Genomic DNA, 17,764 nt, shown 5'->3' on the forward strand with positions numbered 1-17,764 from the left:
GCTCGGGGCCGGGCCGGCTCACTCCGCGTCGGCGAACGACCGTCCTGCGACGGACGCGTCGTCGGAGGCGACGCCCTCCGTCGTCCCGGCGCCCTCGACGAGGTAGTCCCAGACGCGCTCCGCGTACTGGTCCCACGTCCCGCCGTCGATCGCCAGGGCCTCGGCGGTCAGCCGCTCGTGCAGCGCCGTGTCGGTCAGGAGCCGCTCGAGCGCGGCGGCGATGTCCTGGTCGTCGTGCGGATCGACGAAGAGGGCGCCGCCCTCGGACGCGACCTCGCGCATGCTGCCGAAGCCCGAGGTGATCACCGGCGTCCCCACCGAGAGCGACTCGACGATGGGCAGGCCGTAGCCCTCGTTGATCGAGGGGAAGACCGTGCAGTGCGCCAGGCGGTACGCGCTCCAGAGCAGGGCGTCGGTGATCGAGGACAGCGAGCGCACCGGGCGCCCGAAGCCCTCGAGGACCTCCAGCCGGTAGAGGAACTCCGCGCTGTTCCACGCGTTGCCGCCGATGAAGACGAGGCTGAACTCCAGACCGCGCCGCCAGAGCAGCTCGGCCGCGTGCAGGACGGCGAGGTGGTTCTTCCGCGGCTCGTGGCTGCCGACGCACACCACGAGCGGGAGACCTTCGGTCACGAGCGAGCGGGCGGCGGTGGCCAGCTCCTGCTCGGTGACGTCCTCGGGCTGCGACGGCAGGAGGATCGGCCGGATGTCCGGCCCCGCCACTCCGATGCTGCCCAGCATGTGGCGCCAGCCCGAGTACTCGGTCGCGGCCGCGGACGAGATCGTCGCGATCCGGTCCATGTGCGAGACCGCGACGAGGGTGCGCGAGAAGGCCGCGCTGATGCCGGTGCTCGCCGTCTCGGCGGTGGTGACCGGGACGCAGTCGAAGCCGATGGTGCCGGTGCGGTTGCCGCTGAACTCGGCCAGCGCCGCGATGCGGGAGGTCCGCTCGTCCTCGACCGCGAGCTCGGGGAGGATGTAGGTGCACTCCCACGGGACGATGACGCGGGAGCGGTCCTCCTGGGCGTCGCGGACGTCGCCGGCGACGGCGTTCCGGCTCTGCTCCGGGGTGAGCAGGACGAGCGACTCGTGCGTGCTGTCCCAGCCGGCGAGCAGGACCTCGTGGTCGCGGGACCACCGGGCGATGCTCTGCCGGACGACGCGCTGGATCCCGGTCGCGAGACCGGTCCGCGCGGTGTGGTGGACGTCGATCACGACGGCCCCGACGACCACCTCGACGTCGGGGTGGTGGAACCGGGCGAAGACGCGGTCCGAGGCGATCGTGGACGCGGCGTGGCGCAGCAGCTCCGCCGTGCCGCCGAGCCGCGCTCGGCGGCGGCCGTCGACGACGTCCTCGCGACGCGGCAGCGTCCCGCGGAGCACGGACAGCACGAGCCAGACCTCCCGGTCGCTCGGGGCCGGGAGGAGGACGCTCAGCTGCCCGGTGAGCGCGTCGACGCTCGAGAGCGGCTCGACCGCGGGGGCGAGGGTGCGGACGAGGGTCGAGAGACGCTCGATGAGGTACTGCTTACTGCGCACGGCGCGCCTCCTCAGGCTCTGTGGACTCGGGATCGAGGCGCTCGGGTCCGGCGGCCTCCGGCTCGAACGGCTCCGAGTCGAGCGGCTCCGAGTCGATCGGCGCCGAGTCGAGGAAGGCCGACGGAGCGATGAGGGCCTCCCACAGCTCCGCGGCGTAGTCGTCCCAGGTGCGCACCGGGCGCTCCACGGCCTCGCGGCGCAGCCGCTCGAGGAGCTCGGCGTCCGTGAGGAGCGCCCGCATGGCGTCGATCAGCTCGTCGTCGGACGCGGGGTCGATGAGCACGCAGCCGCCGTGCTCGGCGATCTGGGCCGTGCTGCCGAACTTCGAGGTGAGGACGGGCAGGCCGATCGAGAGCGCCTCGGCCACCGGCAGTCCGTAGCCCTCGTGCAGGGACGGGAACGCGAGGAACCGCGCCTCCCGGTAGCTGGCGACGAGCACGTCGTCGCCGACTCCGCGCAGGACCTCGACCGGCCGGCCGACCGCCACGAGCTCGCGCACGCGCGGATCGAAGACCTGGTGCGACCACGGGTTCGCCCCGCCGATGAAGCGCAGGCGGAACCGCAGCCCGGCGCGCCAGAGCACCTCGGCGGCGTGCAGCACGGCGAGGTGGTTCTTGCGCGGCTCCTGGCTGCCCACGCAGAGCACGAGCGGCATCGACGACGTCGTCCCGCCGACCGCGCGGATCCCGTCGGGCAGCTCGACCGGCAGCGGCACGGCCTGCACCGAGGGACCGACCAGGCCCTGGGCGGGGAGCGCGCGGACGAAGCCGCCGTACTCCAGTGCGGCCGCCGAGCTCACCGTCGCCACCCGTGCGGCGTGCTTCACGACCGAGAGGAAGTTGACGTAGCGCACCGTCTCCTCCGGCGGGACCGTGTCGGCGCTGATGACGGGGATGGCGTCGTGCCCGAGGATCACGACCTCGTTGCCGGAGTGCTCCGCGAGCGCGGACAGCGGCCCGCACTGGTTGTACTCGGGGACGGAGGGGATCACGACGACGCAGCGGTACGGCACCACGAACTCGGTGCGCTCGGGGTCGCCGTGGCGCCAGGCGCGACGGTCGGACGCGGCCCAGTCGACGACGCGCTCCCGCTCGATCGGGCTGAGCCGGCGGAAGGACAAGGAGCCGTGCACCCAGGCGACCGGGATGATGTCGTGCGTCGCGTCCCAGCGCGAGACGGTCTGGCGCACGACGCGCTGCACGCCGGTGTTGTGGCCGTGCCGGGCGGGGAAGTCGACGTCCACGAGGACGGCGCCGGTGACGACCTCGACCCTCGCTCCGAGGTCGGCGAAGCCGGTCGCGGTCCGCGAGCCGGCCTCCATGAAGATGCGCAGCGCCGCCTCCTCGGGGGCCAGCGCGATCGCGCGCCGGAACCACTGGAAGAGCTCGCTGGTGGGGTAGGCGGCGGTGAAGGAGACCAGCGCCACCCAGGTCAGCTCGTCGTCGCCGCGGAGCCGGATCTCCCGGGCCACCTCGTCGAGGTACGGGCCCGGGCCGCGGGCGAGCAGGGAGCGGCGGGTGTCCTCGTCGAAGAGGAGCGCTCCGATCTGCTCGAGGCGCTGCAGCATCGCCTCGGATCGCTCCGCGCGCGCGGCGGCGGTGCCCTCGCTCATCGCGCCCGACCGGACAGCCGGCGCTTGGCGAAGCGCGCCGAGTGGCCGATCGCGCCCGGCAGGCCGAGCTGCCGGACCCGGATCTGGAAGGTGCGGACCAGGCGCAGGGGCTTGGTGACCCGCCAGGAGAGGGTGTGCTCGAAGCCGCTGGCGGTCACCCCGCCGACCTGGATCCGCTCGACCCACAGGTCGAAGGGGTCGTTCAGCAGGGCGTCGACCTGGGTGCGCAGACGGCGCACCTCGTCGGCGTCGTCGCCCGGGAGGTCCTCGCTCGAGGGGGCCTCGTCCGGCCGGAGGGCCTGGAGGCTCGGGTCGGCGGAGATCGGCGCCTCCTCGGCGGAGCCCCCGAGTTCGGGGACCGGGTCGCCGGCACTCTGGGCCACAGGCTCCAGCGGGACGTCGGATGGCTGCGTGGGCATGGCGAACACCTCGTTCGTGTCGTTCAGTCGGCGAGCGGGGACAAGACTACCCGCGCGGCGGCTGGGGTCGGCGCGCGCTCCGGCCGTGGCGCTCGGGTCGGCACGTATAATGATGCGGTCCGTCGCACGGCGGAGGCCGAGACCTTGGAGTTCCATGCCCATCAGTCCAGTCGATCGCGCACGCTCCATCGCCGACGAGCCCTTCCAACTCGCCGGCACGACCTCGGCGGTCGGCGGCGGATCCGGCGGCTTCGTCGCCTCGCTCCTGGAGATCCTCCGGCACCGCGAGCTCCTGCGGCTCCTGGTCGGCCGCGAGCTCAAGTCCCGCTACAAGGACAGCAGCCTCGGCTTCGTCTGGAGCCTCGTCCGGCCGCTGATCATGCTGCTGATCTACTACGTGGCCATCGGCCAGATCCTCGGCGCCTCGCGCGGCGTGCCGAACTTCGCCATCTTCGTCTTCTCCGGGCTCACGCTCTGGGGGCTCTTCAGCGAGATCGTCACCGCCGGCACGACGTCGATCCTCGGCAACGGCGGACTGATCAAGAAGGTCTACCTGCCGCGGGAGATCTTCCCCGTCGCCGCGATCGGCTCGGCCCTGTTCAACTTCGCCGTCCAGTTCGTCGTGCTGATGGTGGGCGCGGTGCTCACCGGCTCGCTGGTCTTCGGCCGGGATCTGCTCTACATCCTCCCGGCGCTCGCGATCACCCTGGTCTACGGACTGGCGTTCGCGCTCGCACTGTCGGCGCTGAACGTCTACCTCCGCGACGTGCAGTTCCTCGTCGAGGTCGGCCTGCAGATCTTCTTCTGGCTGTCGCCGATCGTCTACGCGTGGAACTTCGTGGTGACCGCCACGACCGGCGCCGGCCGGGGCTGGCTCGAGCAGCTGTACCTCTTCAACCCCATGTCCAACGCGATCCTCGCCTTCCAGCGCGCGATCTGGGGCGACGGCTCCCGCGTCAGCATCATCGAGGGCAACGAGATCGCCCCCCAGGTCTGGCCGCCCGACATGGCGCTCCGCCTGCTCATCGTCTTCGCCGTCGGGGTGGTGTTCGTCTGGATCGGGCACCGCATCTTCCGGCGCCTCGAGGGCAACTTCGCCCAGGAGATCTGATCGTGACCCTCACCAGCAAGCCGGAGTCGGCCTCGGGCCCCACGGCCACCCCCACCGTCGTCCGCGTCCGCGGCGCGTCCAAGCGCTTCGTGATCCGTAAGGACAAGTCGTTCAAGGAGCGGATCGTCAACTTCGGCCGCGGGCGCAAGCACCGCGACGAGTTCTGGGCGCTGCGCGACGTGGACCTCGAGATCCCGCTCGGCTCCACCGTCGGCCTCATCGGCGCCAACGGCTCCGGCAAGAGCACCCTCCTCAAGCTGATCGGCGGCATCGTCCAGCCGACCACCGGGACGGTCGAGCGCCGCGGGCGCCTCGCCGCCCTGCTCGAGCTCGGCGCCGGGTTCCACCCCGACCTCACCGGCCGGGAGAACGTCTACCTCAACGGCGCCATCCTCGGGCTGTCCCGGGCGGAGCTCGACGGCAAGTTCGACGCGATCGTCGAGTTCTCGGAGATCGCCGAGTTCATCGACACCCAGGTGAAGTTCTACTCGTCGGGCATGTACGTCCGGCTCGCGTTCGCGATCGCGATCCACACGGATCCCGACCTCCTGCTGGTCGACGAGGTCCTCGCCGTCGGTGACGAGCCGTTCCAGCGCAAGTGCATGGACCGCATCCGCGCCTTCCAGCGCGCCGGGAAGACCATCGTCCTGGTCACCCACTCCCTCGAGCAGGTCGGCGAGCTCTGCGACCGCACGATCGTGCTCGAGAAGGGCAACGTCGTGTTCGACGGCGAGACGTCGGAGGGTCTGCAGGTGCTCCGCGAGAGCTTCGAGGACCGGCGCCAGGCCCGTCAGGAGCGCGAGGCGGCCGCCGCTGGCGCCGAGGACGAGCCGGCCCCGACCCTCATCGACATCCTCGACTGCCGGCTGCGCGGCGGATCGATCGAGCACGGCGGCATCGTCGTCCGCAGCGGCGAGTCGCTCGAGTTCGACGTCACCGTGCGCACCAGCCGGCCGGTCGACGACTGGAACATCGGCATGGGCATCGACACCCCCCTCGGGCAGCGCGTCTTCGGCACCAACACCGAGCGCATCGGCACCCCGCTGTCGAGCGTCGACGGCGAGATGACCGTCACCTTCACCCTGCCCGATCTGCACCTCGGCGGCGGCAACTACGCCGTGCACGCCTCGGCGGGCACCTTCTCGCAGGGCGAGACCACGCGTACCCCGGTCGCGGCGACCTTCACGGTCGAGCGCTCCTCCGTGCACGACGGCGTCGTCGACATCGACTCCGAAGTCCGCCTCAGCCGGCCGTGAGCGCAGCGCGCGGCCGGCTGCTGGTCGACGCGACCGCGCTCACCGCCCCGCGACTGACGGGCGTGGGCCGGGTCCTGCTCGGGGTCCTCCGCGCCCTCGACACGGACGACGTCGCGGCGCGAGCCGAGGTGCTGCTCGTCGTGCCGGCGAGCGAGGCGGACGCGCTCGAGCGCTTCGGCTTCCGCACTCTCCGCGTGCGCCCGGTGCCGCTCCCCCGCCGGCTGTGGAGCGCGTTGACGCGGCTCCCCTTCGCGGGGATCGACCTCCTCCTCGGGCGCGGCGCCTACTTCTTCCCCAACTTCCGCAACTGGCCGCTCGCCCGCTCGCGGTCGCTGACTTTCGTGCACGACGTCTGCTTCGCGGTCCTGCCCGAGCTGGTCCCCCGCGAGCGCCGCGAGCTGCTCGCGCGGGAGGTGCCGCGGTGGCTCCGGCGCTCCGATCTCGTCCTCACCGGCACTCCCTCCTCCGCGCGCGAGATCACCTCCGCGCTGGGCGTCGACGCGGACCGCGTCCGCGTGCTGCCGACCACGGTCGACGTCGAGCTCTTCCACGCCCGCACCGCGGCCGAGGTCGCCCGGGCCCGCGAGGCGCAGTCGCTCGGGCGCTACCTCCTCTTCGTCGGCTCGATCGAGAAGCGCAAGAACCTCGCGACCCTGGTCGACGCCTATGCCGAGGCCGAGAGGCCCGCCGGGCACACCCTGCTCCTCGTCGGCGGCGACGGCTGGGACAACGGCGACGTCCACGACGCCGTCGCGCGAGCGGTCGCCGGCGGGGCGGACGTCCGCTTCGCGTCGGGCTACGTCCCGGACGAGGACCTGCCCGCCCTGCTGACCGGCGCCGACGCCGTCGCGATGCCGTCCTGGCACGAGGGCTTCGGCCTTCCGGCACTCGAGGCGGTCGCCTGCGGGAGTCCCGTCCTCGCCGCCGACATCCCGGGACTGCGCGATGCGCTCGCGGGCCGGGAGGAGGACGCCGTCTTCGTCGCCCCGGCCGACCGGGCCGGCTGGGTCGCCGCGATCGAGGCGGCGGTGCGCAGTCCGCGACGCGTCCCGCCGCGGGAGGTGCCGGGCTGGGACCGCGCCGCGCGGATGCTGCTCGACCTGGCTCTCGCCGAGCCGACGGCCTGAGCGTCCGCCGCCGCGTCGGTCAGCGCAGGCGGGGGATGCGGCCGGTGTCCGCGGCTGCGGCCTGGTCGTCCTCGAAGAGGGCGGCGGCGGCCTGCTCCGCCTCGCGGTTCGCGACGACGCCCCCGCTCCGGTGGTGTCCGAAGACCCAGAAGCGGTAGAGCACGAACCGGAACGCGGTGGCGAGCAGGAGGCCGATGACGTTCGCCGAGATGTTGTCGGCGACGAGATTGTCGAAGCCGAGCACGTAGTGCGAGATGTAGAGCGGCAGCAGGTTGACTAGCATGCCGGCGACCGCGACGACGCTGAACTCGGCGAGCTCGAGGAGGTAGTTGGCGCGGCGGTGCTCGCGGAACGTCCAGTAGCGGTTGCCGAACCAGGTGACGACGGTCGCGGCGGCGACCGCGACGACCTTCGCGCCGATCGGGCCGGAGAGGACGTGCTCGCCGCCGATCCCGCCGACCCGCAGCAGGTTGAAGACGGTGACGTCGACGACGAGGCCGAGGATGCCGACGACGCCGAACTTCAGCGCGTACGAGATCAGACCGCTGTAGACCGCCTTCACGAGCGCGACCGGACTCCTCCTGGCCACGGGCTCAGACCTCCGCGCTCTGCGGCGGGCGGGTGCGGGAGCCCTCGCGGATGCGGATCTTGAGGAGGATCCAGAGCGCCTCGAAGCCGTCCTTGACGGTGATCTTCTTGCCCTCCTCGCGGGTGCGGGCCTTGTAGCTGATCCCGACCTCGTAGGGGCGGTAGCCGCGGGCGAGCAGCTTCGCGGTGACCTCCGCCTCCATGCCGAAGCCCTTCTCCTTGATCTCGAGCGAGCGGTAGAGGCTCAGCGGCATCAGCTTGAAGCAGGTCTCCACGTCGGAGATGTAGGCGTTGAAGAGGATGTTGGTGACGAGGTTCACCCCCTTGTTGCCGATGACGTACCAGTAGGAGAACGACGTGTGCGAGCCGAAGGTGCGGCTGCCGTACACGAGCTGCGCGTCGCCGTCGAGGACGGGCTGCAGCAGCGTCGGGATCTCGCTGGGCCGGTACTCCTCGTCGGCGTCGCAGATGATCACGTAGTCGCCGGTCGCCTCCTGCACGGCCCGGCTGATCGCCGCGCCCTTGCCCTGGTTCATCGGCTGGTGGAACACGCGGATGCGCGGGTCCTCGAGCGCGTCGAGGATCTGCTTCGTGCGGTCGCGGCTGCCGTCGTTCACGATGACGAACTCGATCTCGACGCCGTCCTGGAACCGGATCGCGAGGACGCGGTCGACGGCCTTCTTGAGGGTCGCCTGCTCGTTGTAGACGGGCATGAGGATGGAAAGCTTCACGTCGGGATTCTCTCTCGTGCGGCGCCGGGCGGGCTGCGGCGCGCGGTGGGGTTCAGGCGCGGTTGCGGCGCGCGTCGGAGTGCGGGGCGCGGCGGTCAGGGCGCGGTGACGAGGGTGGACCGGAACCAGGCGATGGTCCGCGCCAGTCCGTCCTCGAGCGGCACCGTCGGCTGCCAGCCGAGGATCTCGCGCGCCTTCGTGATGTCGGGCTTGCGGCGCTCCGGGTCGTCGATCGGGCGCGGCTCGTAGTGGATCACCGAGTCGCTGCCGATGAGGGCGACGATGAGACGGGCGATCTCGCCCAGCTCGAGCTCGTCGACGCTGCCGAGGTTGATCGGACCCGCGTCCGCCGAGTCCGCCATCCGGAGGACCCCGTCGACGAGGTCGTCCACGTAGAGCAGCGAGCGGGTCTGGGTGCCGTCGCCGTGCATCGGGATCGAGGTGCCGGCCAGCGCCGCCTTGACGAACGCCGGGACGGCACGGCCGTCGTCGATGTCCATGTTCGGGCCGTAGGTATTGAAGATCCGCACCACGCCGGTGTCGACGTCGAAGTAGCGGCGGTACGCGAACGTGATCGCCTCGGCGTACCGCTTCGCCTCGTCGTAGACGCTGCGCGGCCCGTTCGGGTTGACATTGCCCCAGTACTCCTCGTGCTGCGGGTGCACGTGCGGGTCGCCGTAGACCTCCGAGGTGGAGGAGACGACGAAGCGGGCGCCGTCGCGCTTGGCGACCTCGAGCAGTGCCTCGGTCACGGTCGAGCCCGCGTGCAGCGTCTCGATCGGGTGGGCGAGGTACCGCGGCGGCGAGGCCGGCGAGGCGAAGTGCAGGACGACGTCGAAGCGGCCGGGGACGGCGAGGGCGTTCGCGGCGTCGTCCTGGACGAAGGTGAAGCGCTCGTGTCCGCGCAGGGACTCGAGATTGGCGGTCGAGCCGGTCAGCAGCGAGTCGATCACCACGACGCTGTCACCGCGGCGGACGATCTCGGCCGCGAGGTGGGAGCCGAGGAATCCGGCACCGCCGGCGAGGAGGAACATGCGGGTCACGGTCGAGGACCGCCTCCTCAGATGGGGAACGACAGGGGAGAGCAGACCGGGGGCCCGGCGAAGCCAAATGAAAATACCATAGGGTTCCGGAGCGCCCCCCTCCCCCGCACTGTGCCCGACCGGTGCCCGACCGAAGGACGACCGCTCTGATGACACCCGAGGACGCGTCCGACACGCCGACCGCACCGGCCGGGCGGACCGACCCCGAGGAGCGGACGACCCCGGACGAGCAGCCCGCACCCGCCGAGCAGACCACCCCCGACGAGCAGCCCGCACCCGCCGAGCAGACCACCCCCGCCGAGCAGCCCGCACCCGCCGAGCAGCCCGCACCGGCAGCGCAGCCCGTCCCGGTGAAGCGCCGACCAAGCTTCCTCCTCGTCGACGCGGGCCTGACTCTGCTGTCGGCGGTCGTCGCCGCGGTGCTCGGCATGCTCGCCCTGCGGGTCGGTGTCGACCAGCTCGGGCAGCGCTGGAGCTTCGGCGGCGCCGACCAGGTGCTGCACTACGCGATCTTCTCGAGCGCGCGGGACGTCCTGCCGTTCTTCCCGAACGACCGGCTCGGCTTCCCCGAGGCGCAGAACCTGTTCTTCGCACCGCTGTTCGACCCGTGGTCCGCCGCGTTCGTCGCCCTCGTCGGCCCGTTCACGCCCGACGGCGTCTGGCTGTTCAACCTCTACAGCCTCGCCGGCTTCCCCGCCGCGGGCGCCACCGCGTACCTCTTCTACCGCGCCCTCCGCCTCCGCCGCCCGACCTCGCTCGTCCTCGGGGTGCTCACCGCGGTCCTGCCGTACCACTTCTTCCAGCTCGCGCTGGGCCATCCGTTCCTGGCCAACTACTGGTCCGTCCCGCTGATCGGCGTGCTGCTGCTCGTCATCGGGGGCGACGCCACCGACCCCCTCCGCCGCTGGACCTCCCGGCTCCCCGGCCGCCGCCGCGCCCTCCTCCTCCGTGGCGCGCTGGTGCTCGTCCTGGCGCTCGCCGTCGCCTGGACGCAGTCGTACTACTTCGTCTTCGGCGCAATCGTCCTCGGGGCGGCCTGGGCGGTCGCGGTGATCGCCGCGCTCGTGCGCCGGGCCCCGCTGCGGACTCTCGCGTGGCCGACCTTCGCGCTCGGCGCTCTTCTCGTCCTGATCGCGGTGCAGCTCGTTGTCCTCTCCGACGATCAGGGCGACCGCTACGAGAAGTACTTCCAGGGGCGCTCGGCCCAGGAGTCGGAGATCTACGGCGGCAAGATCCAGAACCTCCTGCTGCCCTCTCCACTCAGCGGGTTCGGCTCGCTGGCCGCGCTGGCCAGGAGCTACGAGGCCTCGACCGAGGTGGTGCCGAGGTCCGAGAACCCGGCGACGGCGGTGGTCGTCTCGATCGCCTTCCTGATCGTGCTGCTGATCGTCCTGGTCACCCTCTTCAGCGCTGGCCGCCCGGCGCCCGAGCGCCGGTCGCGCCTCTTCGGGCTCGTCGCCGACGCCCGAGTCGGCCTGCTCAGTCAGGCCTTCGTCGTCGGCCTGCTCTTCTTCGTCGTGGCCGGCTTCGGCGCGATCCTCGCCTACGTGGTCAGCCCGGAGATCCGGGCGTGGTCCCGGTTCGCCATCGTCCTCAGCGTGCTCGCCCTCGGCGTCGCGGGGCTCGCGCTGGAGGCGGTCGCCCCGAAGCTCCGGGTCCTGCTCCCGATCCTCGCGGCGGTCGCGGTGGTGGGCCTGATCGACCAGGTCGGCGGCGCGAGCACGGCGGTCGGCATCGCCGCCACCGACGATTCGGCGATCCGCTCCTTCGTCGAGGAGAGCGAGGAGGTGCTCCAGCCCGGCTGCGGCGTGGTCCAGCTCCCGCTCAAGGACTTCCCCGAGACCGGTGACATCGGCGACATGGGCGACTACGACGAGGCGCTGCCCTACGTCTACTCCTCGGACGAGGACGGCCTGCGCTTCAGCTACGGCGCCGTGCGCGGGACGTTCTCGGCCGACGACTGGGACGACGCGACCACGACCCGCGCCTTCGAGCGCGAGTACGACGCCTCCGGCGCCTGCGCGGTCCTCGTCGACACGGCGGCGTACGTCGACGACCCCGACGGCTGGCGCGCCTTCGTCGACGCGGTCGCGGACCCCGACGCCCCTGCCGTCACCAGCGACGACGCCGACCAGCGCTGGCTGCTCTTCCGCTCGTGATCGGCGCCGCCGGTGGCTCCGGACCCCGGACGCCCCGCGGTCAGGAAGCGACCGAGGTCAGGGGACGACCGGGAAGACCAGCCAGCGCCCGGAGGAGGACTGCGCCGTCGGCGTGAGCGCCCCGCTCACCGCGACGACGTCGTCCTCCCAGGCCCCTTCGCGACCGACGTACGCGGCGGTGTCGACGGAGACGGCGCACGCCCCGCTCGCCCGCACGGCCGCGGCGAACTCGGCGGGTGTCCCGAGGTCGTCGAAGACCTCGTAGCCCTCGGTGCCGCCGACCGACCCGTAGCTCCAGGCGAGGTCCTCGCCCTCGGTCCGCAGATACGGGAGGGCGGGGTCGTAGTCGCCCATGCTCCCGATCGCCCCGCTGTCGGGGAAGCTCTTGATCGGCAGCTGCACCACTCCGCAGCCGTCCGGCAGCGCGGCGTCGGTCTCGGCGACGAGCGCGGAGACCTCGGCGTCGTCGGTCGGCGCGATCGGCACCATCCGCGCGACTCCCGCGAGCTGATCGAAAAAAGCGATCCCGACGACCACGACGGCCGCCGCGATGCGCAGTCCGCGCCCGGTGATCCGGCCGAGGACGATCGCGACCGCGCCGAGCCCGAGCAGGATGATCACGATCGACAGCCGCGACCAGGCGCGGATCGTCGGATCGAGGAACAGCGCGATCGCCATGCCGAAGCCCGCGATGACGAAGAAGGCGAGCGTCCAGAGCGCCGCGATCGCGAGGACCCGCAGCCGCTCGTCCGAGAGGAGCCGCCCGACGGCGGTGAGGCGGAGCGCCCGTCCGCCGACGGCGCCGGTCAGCGGCAGCGCCAGCAGCAGGAGGCACAGGCCGGCGATCGCGAGCACGGGCATGCCGGGCGGCTCGGTCGTGACGGCGACGGCGGTCCCCGTCGAGTAGAGGTTCGTAAGGGCGCCGATCTTGGGCAGCTCGGTGCCCTGCCAGGGCAGGAAGAGCGAGAGCAGCTTGCCCGCGAAGATCTCCGACTCCCCTACCCCGCGGCTCTGGAAGTAGGCCGTCGTGCGCTCGCCCCAGTCGCTGCCGAGGACGGCGATCTCGATCCCGACGAAGACCCCGAGGACGGCCAGCGGCAGCCCCCGGCCGAGGACCTCGCGCAGCGGCACCCGGCTGGCGAGACCGGCGAGTGCGCAGAGCGCCCACACCCCGCCGAGCACGAGCACGCTGAAGACGTAGTAGTAGCCGCTGCTCGACGCGATGAGGGCGGGGAGGACCAGGACCGGCACGGCCCCGCGCAGCAGCCGCGCACGAGGCGTCGCGCCGCGCGCCCGCCAGGCGCGGAACGGGTCGGTCCGATCACCGGCGGCGACGAGGACCAGGATGCCGAGGAGGGGGATCGCCCAGTACGCGGCGAGGAACGGATGCCCGTAGCCGACCCGCAGGAAGTGGTAGGGGGCGAGGCTGAAGACGGCGGCCAGGAGCGCCGACGCCCAGACCGGGGAGCGCAGGCACCGGAAGAAGGCGTAGCCGGTCAGGGCGGTGGACGCGAAGGTCAGCAGGGTGAAGACGTTGAGCAGCACGAAGCCGTCGCGGACGACGAGGCTCAGCGCTCCGGCCGTCACCGCGGCGGCGACGTCGAACTGCGCGGTGAAGAAGGCGTTGAAGCCGTCCGGGAATCCCAGGGCCCCGTTCTCGGTGAAGGGGAACGCCTGCGTCGCGCTGCGGAAGAGCAGGTAGTGCAGCGTCTGGTCGCCACCGCCCACCTGCCAGCGCTGCGTCATCGCCGCCGGGGTCACGCCCAGCGCGACGACGGCGGCGAGCACGCTCGCGCCGGCGGCGGCGAGCGCCGCGCCGAGCTCGACGAGCAGGCGCCGGCGCGTCGCACCGCTGCCGCCCCGAGCCTCGGAAGCGGGACGCACCCGCCGCTCAGAGGCCACGCTCGGCCTCCGCCGTCTCGATGCCGCGCTGGACGATCGTGTTCAGGGTCGACTCGCCCGCGGTCCCGGCGTAGTCGTAGACGTCGAAGGTCGGGCAGGCGGTCACCGAGGCCGGCTCGCCGAGAGTGCCGAGCGCGAGGGCCGCCCAGTCGGGGTCCCGATCGGCGAGCACGTAGCTGAAGGTCTTCGACCGGTAGGCGGCCGCGTTGTTCATCCAGAGCTGCGGCGTGAAGTCGAAGTTGACCTGCTGGACGTCGACGGACGGATCGGCGTAGAGCGCCAGCGGCCGGGTGGTCCAGAACGAGCCGACGCCGGCCAGGTCGCGACCGTCGAGCCACTGCTCGAGGCACGCGCGCTCGGGAGTCGCGCCGGCCTGGGCGGCGGCGCTGCGGATCGGCGCCGCCGCGAGGACCGCTCCCCCCGCGGCGACGAGCACGACGAGGGCGGCGGCGACGACCCGCATCGGCCGAGGAAGCCGGACCCGGCGCAGCAGGCCCGCCCCGGGCAGGCCGCGCGGGACCCAGTCCTGAAGAGCGGGCAGGACCATCAGGGCGGGGAAGACCGCCAGCGGCAGCAGGTAGCGGCTGACCAGGCTGCCGGTGACGATCTGGCCGAGCACGAGGGACGCCGAGGCGACCAGGACGAACACGGCGAGGACCACGCTCGAGTCGGCCACGGCCCAGGGCGTCTCCGGCCGGACCTGGGTCGCCACCGCGACGACGAGGGTGAGCACGGCCGCGAGCAGGAGCAGGGCGACGACGAGGATCTCCACCTTCCCGAGCCGGGTGGAGCCGACGTCGCGCACCTGCAGGAGGAATCCGTCGACCGCGGAGCCCGCCCGCTCGAGGTGGAGGTAGGTGGCCGCGTCGACGGCGACGAAGCGCGCGAAGGCACCTCGGGCGGCGTAGCCGATGCCCGCGCCGGCGATCAGCACGGCGGAGATCAGCAGCGCGCGGCGCCAGGCCATCCGCCGCAGCACGAGCACGGCCAGCAGGGAGACCACGGCCGGCGCCGTGAACTGCAGGGCGAACAGCGGGTTGGAGAGCGTCGTCGCCGCAGAGACGACCGCCGCTCCGATCAGGGCGAGCGCCGTCCGCCGCGCGCCCGGCGGGCGGGCGGGGTCGAAGCCTCCGCTCGCCTCGGCCATCAGGGCGAGGGCCAGAACCGCGGCGAGCGCGACTCCGGAGTAGTAGGTCGTCAGCAGGATGCCGCTGGCGAACGCTCCCGCGTTGATCAGCCCGCGACCCTCGGTCGCCGCCAGCAGGAGCACCACCGAGGTCGCCGCGACGGCCGCTCCGATCCGCCACGACCGCGACCGGCCTGCGAGCACGCGCGCCGCCAGCCAGCGCACGCCGAGCTGGAGCACGGCGACGTTGACGAAGGCGTTGACGACGAGCGAGGCGACGGCCGACCCGCCGGCCAGCGCCAGGCTCAGCAGGTAGAGCGGCAGCTCCGGGAAGAGCAGGAGCTGACTGGTCGCCACCCATTCGAAGGGCTCACCGCGCTCGACCGACGCGACGAGCAGCGGGAGTGCGAGCGAGTCCCCGTCCGTCAGCAGATAGGTCCACCACGGCGTCCGGGACAGCACGGCGAGCACGACCGCGGTCGCGGCGAGCACGAGGAGCAGGCCCGCCGCCTCCGCTCCGATCGCGCGGAGCCTCGACCGCGTCGCGTCGACGCCCGTCATCGCGGGCTGCGGCGTCCCAGTCGGATGCGGAGGACGAGGAGGATGCTCTGCAGCATCGTGTTCCCCGGGATCTTCGACGTCCCCTCGGTGCGGTCGAGGAAGACGATCGGGATCTCGCGGGCGCGCTTCGCCGCGCTGATCGCGCGGTGCTTGAGGGCGATCTGGAACCCGTAGCCCGTCGCGTCGACCGTCTCGAAGTGGATGCGCTCGAGCAGCTCCCTGCTGAAGAGGTTGAAGCCGCCGGTCCAGTCGGTGAGGCGCGAGCCGAGCAGCGCCCGCGCATAGAGGTTGCCGCCGCGGCTCAGGATCTTGCGGTCGAGCGTCCAGTCGGGGGTGCCGCCGCCGGGGATGTAGCGCGAGGCGACGACGAGGTCGGCCCCGGCCCGCACCTCGCGCAGGAAGTCGTGGAGGTACTTCGGGTCGTGCGACAGGTCGGCGTCCATCTGCAGGATGTGGTCGGGCGGCTCCTCGGCCGAGAGGACCTGCCCGAAGGCCCAGAGGTAGGCGGCGCCGAGCCCCTCCTTGGTCGTCCGCTCGAGCACCTCGACCGTGAACGCGTCCGTGGACAGCTGGGCGCCGAGCTCGCGGGCCTTGGCGGCCGTCCCGTCGGGCGAGGAGTCGTCGACGATGACGGAGCGGATCCGCACGTCCGTCTCGCGCGCCACTGCGGCCGACAGGCGACGGAGCAGCTCGCCGATGTTGTCCGCTTCGTTGTACGTGGGGGTGACGATGGTGAGGGCGAGCATCTGATCCAATTCCGGCGGGAGCATGAACGGTCCGCCGCGGCGGAGGCAGTGGAACAGTACCAGCGGCCGTCGGCGCCTCCCAAGAATGAACGACCGGTGTCGGATCGGCTTCCTTCTCAGATTGGCGCGGCTCAATGCCGGGTCCGGCACAGATCCCCCACGTAGTGTGATCGGACGCGCATCTTCCCAGCGCGAGGAATCGAAGGAGCAGTCGTGTCGCGTTGGCCGTCGTCGTCGCGGTGGTTGGAATCGCAGAAGGTGCGGTTCCTCGTCGCCGGCTCGCTCAACACCGCCCTCGACTTCCTCATCCTCAACGCGCTCGCCCTGCTGGTCGGGCTGCCCACGCTGGTCGCGAACGTCGCCTCGGTGACGGTGGGGATCTCGATCTCCTATCTGCTGAACCACTTCTTCGTCTTCCGGCACCCGGACCGGCCGACCGTGCGCACCTTCGCGCAGTTCTTCCTGGTCACCGGCTTCAGCTCGCTCGTGCTCCAGTCGCTGATCATCTACGGCTTCGAGGTCTTCTTCGACACCCGGTTCGGCACCTCGCTCCTCTTCCTGCCCAGCGCGGGCGAGAAGGCCTTCCTCGCGATCAACGTCGCGAAGGCGGTCGCGGTGATGGTCGGCCTGGTCTGGAACTTCTGCCTCTACAAGTTCGTCGTGTTCCGTGCGCCGTCCGCGGCGATCGCCCCCGAGCTGGGCGAGGTCGTGGACGAGGTGGAGTCCGCCGCGCGCTGAGCGCCGGAGCCCCGCTCGAAGGCCCGTGCTAGCCTCGTCGAGTTCTTCCGACGGTGCCCCCGCCCGTCGACGCCGCTCCCCCGGAGGCTCTCATCGCCCGCTCGACGTTGCCCATCGCGGTCGTCGTCGTCACCCACTTCTCGGGTGAGGTCCTCCGCGCCTGCCTCGAGTCGATCCCGGAGGCGACCGAGCACGACGTGCGCGTCGTCGTCGTCGACAACGCGACCACCGACGACTCGGTCCGCCGCGTCGTCGAGCGCCGCCCTGAGGTCCTCTTCCACGAGACCGGTGAGAACCTCGGCTACGGCAGGGCGATCAACTACGCCGTCGACCGCCTCGGCCCCGAGATCGAGTGGATCCTGGTGACGAACCCGGACACGGTCTTCCTGCCCGGCTCGATCGACGCGCTCTACGCCGCGGCGACCGCCGATCCCGGGATCGGCTCGATCGGCCCGCGCATCCTCGACTCGGACGGCACGGTCTACCCCTCGGCCCGCGCACTGCCCTCGCTCGGGACGGGGATCGGCCACGCGCTGCTCGCGCACGTCTGGCCGGGCAACCCCTGGTCCCGCCGGTACCGCCGCTCCCGCGCGGTCGAGACGATGCAGCACGGCAGCATGACGGCCGGCTGGCTGTCGGGCGCCTGCGTGATGGTGCGGCGCACCGCGTTCGAGCAGATCGGCGGCTTCGACGAGCGCTACTTCATGTACTTCGAGGACGTGCAGCTCGGCGACTCGCTCGGGCAGCGCGGCTGGTCGAACGTCTACCTCGCCGACGCGGTCGTGTCGCATCTCGGCGGGCACTCGACGCGACTGGCCTCGGCGCGGATGCTCGCGGTGCACCACCGCAGCGCGTACGTCTACCTCGCGCAGAAGTACGACGCCTGGTACCAGGCGCCCGTCCGCCTGGCGGTCCGCCTCGGCCTCGGCGTGCGCGTCGCGCTGATGCGCCTGCGGCCCAGCCGCTGACGCCGGGATCTCGACTCCCCTGCTGGTCGAGTAGCCCCGCAGGGGCGTATCGAGCGGCGAAGCCGCTTCGCGTCTCGGTGGTGAGGGAAAACTGCTTGTGGCTGGGCGGGTGTGGTTCGAAGATGGTGGTGTCGTGGT

Annotated in this window: 15 protein-coding genes; 6 read left to right on the forward strand and 9 right to left on the reverse strand. The window is 72.0% G+C overall.

The window, feature by feature from the left end; all coding sequences use genetic code 11:
- Nucleotides 1-18 precede the first annotated feature (18 nt).
- From EDF35_RS18815 to EDF35_RS18825, 3 genes are read right to left on the reverse strand one after another with little or no spacing between them, the layout of a single operon-like run.
- Nucleotides 19-1,539 (reverse strand): glycosyltransferase family 1 protein, encoded by a 1,521-nt coding sequence (locus EDF35_RS18815; protein ID WP_133963422.1) that lies wholly within the window; start codon nucleotides 1,537-1,539, stop codon nucleotides 19-21.
- Nucleotides 1,529-3,151: a glycosyltransferase gene (locus tag EDF35_RS18820; protein ID WP_133963423.1), complete on the reverse strand. Its 1,623-nt coding sequence runs from the start codon at nucleotides 3,149-3,151 to the stop codon at nucleotides 1,529-1,531. The genes EDF35_RS18815 and EDF35_RS18820 overlap by 11 nt, the downstream gene beginning before the upstream one ends.
- A complete protein-coding gene (locus tag EDF35_RS18825) occupies nucleotides 3,148-3,570 on the reverse strand; it encodes a hypothetical protein (protein WP_133963424.1) in 423 nt (140 codons plus the stop codon). The genes EDF35_RS18820 and EDF35_RS18825 overlap by 4 nt, the downstream gene beginning before the upstream one ends.
- A 154-nt stretch (nucleotides 3,571-3,724) precedes the next feature.
- Between EDF35_RS18825 and EDF35_RS18830 the strand changes: the two genes are divergently transcribed.
- The 3 genes from EDF35_RS18830 to EDF35_RS18840 are packed head-to-tail and all read left to right on the forward strand — an operon-like array spanning nucleotide 3,725 to nucleotide 7,064.
- A complete protein-coding gene (locus EDF35_RS18830; RefSeq protein ID WP_123444370.1) occupies nucleotides 3,725-4,681 on the forward strand; it encodes an ABC transporter permease in 957 nt (318 codons plus the stop codon).
- A gap of 2 nt (nucleotides 4,682-4,683) precedes the next feature.
- Nucleotides 4,684-5,937, forward strand: a complete 1,254-nt coding sequence (locus EDF35_RS18835; RefSeq protein WP_123444369.1) for an ABC transporter ATP-binding protein — start codon at nucleotides 4,684-4,686, stop codon at nucleotides 5,935-5,937.
- A complete protein-coding gene (locus EDF35_RS18840) occupies nucleotides 5,934-7,064 on the forward strand; it encodes a glycosyltransferase family 1 protein (RefSeq protein ID WP_133963425.1) in 1,131 nt (376 codons plus the stop codon). The genes EDF35_RS18835 and EDF35_RS18840 overlap by 4 nt, the downstream gene beginning before the upstream one ends.
- Before the next feature lie 19 nt (nucleotides 7,065-7,083).
- Here EDF35_RS18840 and EDF35_RS18845 read toward each other — a convergent pair whose 3' ends face one another.
- From EDF35_RS18845 to EDF35_RS18855, 3 genes are all read right to left on the reverse strand, one after another.
- Nucleotides 7,084-7,653: a GtrA family protein gene (locus tag EDF35_RS18845; RefSeq protein ID WP_123444367.1), complete on the reverse strand. Its 570-nt coding sequence runs from the start codon at nucleotides 7,651-7,653 to the stop codon at nucleotides 7,084-7,086.
- A gap of 4 nt (nucleotides 7,654-7,657) precedes the next feature.
- A complete protein-coding gene (locus tag EDF35_RS18850) occupies nucleotides 7,658-8,383 on the reverse strand; it encodes a glycosyltransferase family 2 protein (protein ID WP_133963426.1) in 726 nt (241 codons plus the stop codon).
- Between the two features lie 95 nt (nucleotides 8,384-8,478).
- Entirely contained in the window at nucleotides 8,479-9,417 is a 939-nt protein-coding gene (locus tag EDF35_RS18855; protein WP_133963437.1) for an NAD-dependent epimerase/dehydratase family protein, read from the reverse strand.
- A 158-nt stretch (nucleotides 9,418-9,575) separates the two neighbouring features.
- Between EDF35_RS18855 and EDF35_RS18860 the strand changes: the two genes are divergently transcribed.
- On the forward strand, nucleotides 9,576-11,585 hold the full coding sequence (locus tag EDF35_RS18860) for a hypothetical protein (RefSeq protein ID WP_133963427.1): 2,010 nt from the start codon (nucleotides 9,576-9,578) through the stop codon (nucleotides 11,583-11,585).
- 57 nt (nucleotides 11,586-11,642) lie between these two features.
- Here EDF35_RS18860 and EDF35_RS18865 read toward each other — a convergent pair whose 3' ends face one another.
- Genes EDF35_RS18865 through EDF35_RS18875 form a run of 3 tightly spaced genes read right to left on the reverse strand, consistent with a single transcriptional unit; the run spans nucleotide 11,643 to nucleotide 15,920 of the window.
- Nucleotides 11,643-13,487: a hypothetical protein gene (locus EDF35_RS18865; protein ID WP_133963428.1), complete on the reverse strand. Its 1,845-nt coding sequence runs from the start codon at nucleotides 13,485-13,487 to the stop codon at nucleotides 11,643-11,645.
- Nucleotides 13,477-15,174 carry a hypothetical protein gene (locus tag EDF35_RS18870; RefSeq protein ID WP_133963429.1) on the reverse strand — a complete coding sequence of 566 codons (1,698 nt, stop codon included), beginning with the start codon at nucleotides 15,172-15,174 and terminating at the stop codon, nucleotides 13,477-13,479. Before EDF35_RS18870 ends, EDF35_RS18865 begins: the two co-directional genes overlap by 11 nt.
- On the reverse strand, nucleotides 15,171-15,920 hold the full coding sequence (locus tag EDF35_RS18875; protein ID WP_133963430.1) for a polyprenol monophosphomannose synthase: 750 nt from the start codon (nucleotides 15,918-15,920) through the stop codon (nucleotides 15,171-15,173). The genes EDF35_RS18870 and EDF35_RS18875 overlap by 4 nt, the downstream gene beginning before the upstream one ends.
- A 213-nt stretch (nucleotides 15,921-16,133) precedes the next feature.
- Here EDF35_RS18875 and EDF35_RS18880 point away from each other — a divergent pair, with 213 nt between their 5' ends.
- Together EDF35_RS18880 and EDF35_RS18885 are read left to right on the forward strand one after the other, a co-directional pair.
- A complete protein-coding gene (locus EDF35_RS18880; protein WP_123444360.1) occupies nucleotides 16,134-16,658 on the forward strand; it encodes a GtrA family protein in 525 nt (174 codons plus the stop codon).
- Between the two features lie 53 nt (nucleotides 16,659-16,711).
- Nucleotides 16,712-17,626, forward strand: coding sequence for a glycosyltransferase family 2 protein (locus EDF35_RS18885; protein ID WP_243840062.1), 915 nt, complete (start codon nucleotides 16,712-16,714; stop codon nucleotides 17,624-17,626).
- The last annotated feature ends 138 nt before the right edge of the window (nucleotides 17,627-17,764 follow it).

This window comes from Rathayibacter sp. PhB151 (assembly GCF_004366415.1).
GTDB lineage: Bacteria > Actinomycetota > Actinomycetes > Actinomycetales > Microbacteriaceae > Rathayibacter > Rathayibacter festucae.